General features: G+C 69.6%; 4 protein-coding genes. 1 reads left to right on the top strand and 3 read right to left on the bottom strand.

The window, feature by feature from the left end; all coding sequences use genetic code 11:
• From ACWGI8_RS41395 to ACWGI8_RS41385, 3 genes are all read right to left on the bottom strand, one after another.
• A partial coding sequence (locus ACWGI8_RS41395) for a pyridoxal phosphate-dependent aminotransferase (RefSeq protein WP_453668611.1) occupies window positions 1–1,259 on the bottom strand: 1,259 nt, incomplete at its 3' end.
• Between the two features lie 251 nt (window positions 1,260–1,510).
• Window positions 1,511–1,852, bottom strand: coding sequence for a hypothetical protein (locus ACWGI8_RS41390; protein ID WP_453668610.1), 342 nt, complete (start codon window positions 1,850–1,852; stop codon window positions 1,511–1,513).
• Between the two features lie 235 nt (window positions 1,853–2,087).
• Entirely contained in the window at window positions 2,088–3,080 is a 993-nt protein-coding gene (locus ACWGI8_RS41385; protein ID WP_453668609.1) for a helix-turn-helix domain-containing protein, read from the bottom strand.
• A gap of 288 nt (window positions 3,081–3,368) precedes the next feature.
• Between ACWGI8_RS41385 and ACWGI8_RS41380 the strand changes: the two genes are divergently transcribed.
• A complete protein-coding gene (locus tag ACWGI8_RS41380; protein WP_453668608.1) occupies window positions 3,369–3,635 on the top strand; it encodes a hypothetical protein in 267 nt (88 codons plus the stop codon).
• Window positions 3,636–3,711 lie beyond the last annotated feature (76 nt).

Here is a 3,711-nt window from a genome sequence, read left to right as displayed (position 1 = left end):
CGCACGAGACGGTCCACGGCCGCGGTGCCGGACGCGTACGGCAGCGCAAGTGCGGGCATCGGTCCCGGCACGGCTCCCGGCATTGCTCCCAGCATCGCTCCCGGCACCTGACCCCGGCTCGTCGCCTGCGCGTGGTGTGCCGCGTACAGGGTTTGCTCAAGACCCGCCACCAGTTGCTGCACATCCGTCTGCGGCCGCACCACCAGTCGCAGATACCGGCTGGAACTGCCGATCTTGTTGCCGCATTCCCGGACCAGCACTCCGTGCTCCTCCAGCAGCCGGTCCCGCAGCGCCGCGCCGTCGACCCCCTCCGGCAGCCGCACGTACACGAAGTTGCCCTGGGACGGGTGGACGGTCAGGCCGGGCAGCCGGCTCAGATGCCAGATCATCTCCTGGCGGTCGCGCTGCACCAGCCGCAGGCTGTGTGCGTACTCCAGCCGGTGCTCCTTGAGCATGAACACCACTGTCTCCGCGAAGGAGTTGAGATTCCACTTCGGCAGCGCCGCCCTGACCCGCCCCGCAAGGCCCGGATTGGCCACGAGATAGCCGAAGCGCACGCCGTGCAGGCCGAAATTCTTGCCGAGACTTCGCAGCACGATCGTGTTCGGGCGCAGCACCGCGTCGGCGACGACGCTCGTCTCCGCCTCGGCGTCCGCGAACTCCAGGAAGGACTCGTCCACGACGACCAGGTCCAGGTCCTGAAGGGCGTCGAGGAGCGCGAGGACGCCGTGGCGCGGCAGCAGCCCGCCGTCCGGGTTGTTCGGATTGCAGATGACGGCCGTACGGGACCCCCGGGTCCGTATGAACTCCACGAACGAGGCCGGATCGAGGGCGAACCCCGAGGACTCCGGCAGCGGGAACATGTCGACCCGCTTGCCCGTCTCCATCGGCTGGTCGGTCCAGCGGCCGAACGTCGGGACCGGTACGGCGAGCGACTCGCGCACCAGCAGATGGTCGATCCAGGTGATCAGCTCGGTCGAGCCGTTGCCCATGGCCACCGTCTGCGGGTTGAGGCCGAGCACCGAGCACAGCTCGGTGGTGATGGTGTCCGCGCTGCTGGGGTAGTACGTGAGGATCTCCCGCAGCCGGTCGCCCAGTTCCTCGAACATCTCGGGCGTCGGAAAGTACGGATTGCAGGGGATGCAGAAATCGATGATCGCGCGGCTGTCCCCTGCCGCCCTGTTCAGCGACGCGTACGAGGGGCTGTGCGCCGTCGACGCGCGGAAGAGCTCGGTGACATTGCTGCCGGCTTCGGCCATGGGGAATCCTCCGGGGGTGGCTGGCTGCTGCCTGCCGGGGAATACGTAAGCCCGCACGACCTTGCTCAATGCTCCGCCCAACGCGGGCCTGACGTAGCCGCGACCCATGAGACTCCTTGTCCGAGTCCGAGAGACCTTCGCCGACAGTCCGGCGGACCTCCCGTGACTGCGGTGTCGAGCTCGCGGCAGGCGTGGGTTTCCCCCGGCCACCCCGAGCCCGCACAGCGACGCCGAGGCGCCCGCCCCATGCCTCACCAGGGCGTGCCGCATTTGCCCGTCAGCGAGTAGCACAGCTTGAGCTGCACGACCTTGCGGTGGTTGTAGCGACCCGAGAAAGCCGCTTCGTGCTCCCAGCCGTCCTCGATCACCTTGAGGTAGATCTTGGTCGGCACGGGTCCCTCGCTCCACCACCTGCCGTCGTAGTAGCCGCCGCCGACGGAGTCCCAGCTCTTGCACATTTTCGCGCTGCCGCCGCTGGGCGTGGAGAGGGTCTTGCAGGCCTGCGCCGCCTGCGCGGGTGTGGCCGTCATGGTGATGGCCGACCCGGCGATGACGGTCGCGGCCAGCGCTGTGCGAAGTGCGCGTACGGGCATGGTGGCTGCCTTTCCTGTGGGGTGACGCAACACAGGAGACCGTCTGCGGCGCGAGGGGGCGAGGGCAAGGCACATCCGTTGTCCCGGACAGTCCCGGACGCTCCCGGACAGCCGCCGGGGCACCGTGCCTGCGCTCGTGCCGCACGCCCCGTCGTGCCACGTGGGGCGGTGCGCGTGAGGTGCGCTCTCCAACCGTCGACGGGGTGGAACGGCGGGCGCACGACCGGAGTCCGGGTCAGGACGCCGGCCCGATGAAGAACACCTGGCCGCCCTTGCCCCTGCACCGCTCCATCACGGCCTCGGTCCCCTCAGCCGTTTCCGACCCCACACATCCCTGACCGTCCACGCGAAGGACGTACCTGCCGCCTTCGTAGGAGCCGGACGGTTCGAGGTGGAACAGGCTGCCCTGCACGCAGTCGTCGTACGGCTCCAGCAACCCGGCGCCCGGGCCCTCGGTGAGTGCCTTGAGGCAGCCCTTGCCGTAGTCCGGATGGTGCCATTGGATCCGGAACGTGTCCCCGCCCATCGGCTCCAGCCTCGTGGCCTGCGGTGCCACCTTGGTGCACGGCCGCTGAACGGCGACCAGCGGGGTGTACCGGCGGTCCAGGACCCGTCCGTCCGTCAGGCAGAGATCAGGAGCGGTGACCGGGCGGATGCGTACCCAGCCGCTCAGCAGTGCCGGCGCGACGCCGGAAGGCGCGGAAGGCGCGGAGGGCGCGGAAGGCGCGGAAGGCGCGGAGGGCGCGGAGGGCGCGGAGGGCGCGGAGGGCGCGGAGGGCGCGGTCCGGTCCGGGCTGTCCCCCGGTGAGCCGGCCGCCGTCAGCCGCCATGCCCCGACGGCGGCCAGGACCAGGACGGCCACGGACGCGGCCAGTATTGCAACCCTGCGCGGTGGCCTGATGAGCGGACCACGCCGTGGCGGTGGTGTCCCGGCGCCACCGGTCCCGTGCCCACCGGCGATCCTGTCCCGCGCCTGCAGCCATTCCGCCACCGGCTGCCCTTCTCCGCAGGCTTTCACGAAGGCAGCCAGTTGATCAGGTCGCGGTAGGGCGTCGCGGCTCAGCATGCTCGACGCGGTGCTGCGCGGCAGTACGTCCCCCGCCTCCGCTGCGCGCTCTTCCAACTGCCGGTAGGTCAGGCCGGAGTCCTCCTTGAGCCGGCGCAGCAACTCCATGAATGCGGGTAACTCGTCGATCTCTCCGAGTTCCCGGCCTCGCTCCTCTTTCATGAAGTTGATCATCTGGTCGTGTCCGGCGAGCCGTCAACGACCATCCCCGCCAATCACGATGCCCCACAGGTGACGAGCCGTGACTCGATCACGAGCCGCTGCTTCCGCGACCGGGACACTCGGACGGCGTGCGGACACGGCTGAGGGACGGCACGCTGACCAGCCAGGACACGAAGCGGAGCGTCCGGGACACGCCAGGGACGTCCGGGACATCCCATCTCTGTTCCCCCTTGCTCCTTCGTGCCCCAGGATCTCGCCGACAGCAAGATTTCGACTCGAAGGGCAGACATGCGTACTGGACTTGTGCTCGCCACGGCGGCGATGGGAGCCGCTCTGCTGACCGGAGGCACCGTCGCCACGGCGCAGGCCACACCCGCGTCCTCCGCCACGGGCACGACGGCCGCGGGACCGATCGCCTTCTCGTGGATCTACGTCGGCACCTACCGCACGCACCAGGAGTGCTACGACGACGGCGTGAACTCCGCCTACTCCGAGTGGGACTGCAAGAAGTCCGCCAGCGGCAAGTGGCAGCTCTGGGTGAACGACGAGTCGTAGACGACCGACAGCCGTCCACGGAGCCATCCGGAACGGTGACCGCGGCCCCAGCAGCAGGTCCGCTGCCGGGGCCGCG

Source organism: Streptomyces sp. NPDC054841, from assembly GCF_053611045.1.
This window is presented reverse-complemented; position numbering and strand designations above follow the sequence as displayed.

Excerpts from the sequence above, each read along its gene's own strand:
- ACWGI8_RS41390 (WP_453668610.1), bottom strand. The coding sequence starts at position 1,852 with ATGCCCGTACGCGCACTTCGCACAGCGCTGGCCGCGACCGTCATCGCC.
- ACWGI8_RS41380 (WP_453668608.1), top strand. The coding sequence starts at position 3,369 with ATGCGTACTGGACTTGTGCTCGCCACGGCGGCGATGGGAGCCGCTCTG.
- ACWGI8_RS41385 (WP_453668609.1), bottom strand. The coding sequence starts at position 3,080 with ATGAAAGAGGAGCGAGGCCGGGAACTCGGAGAGATCGACGAGTTACCC.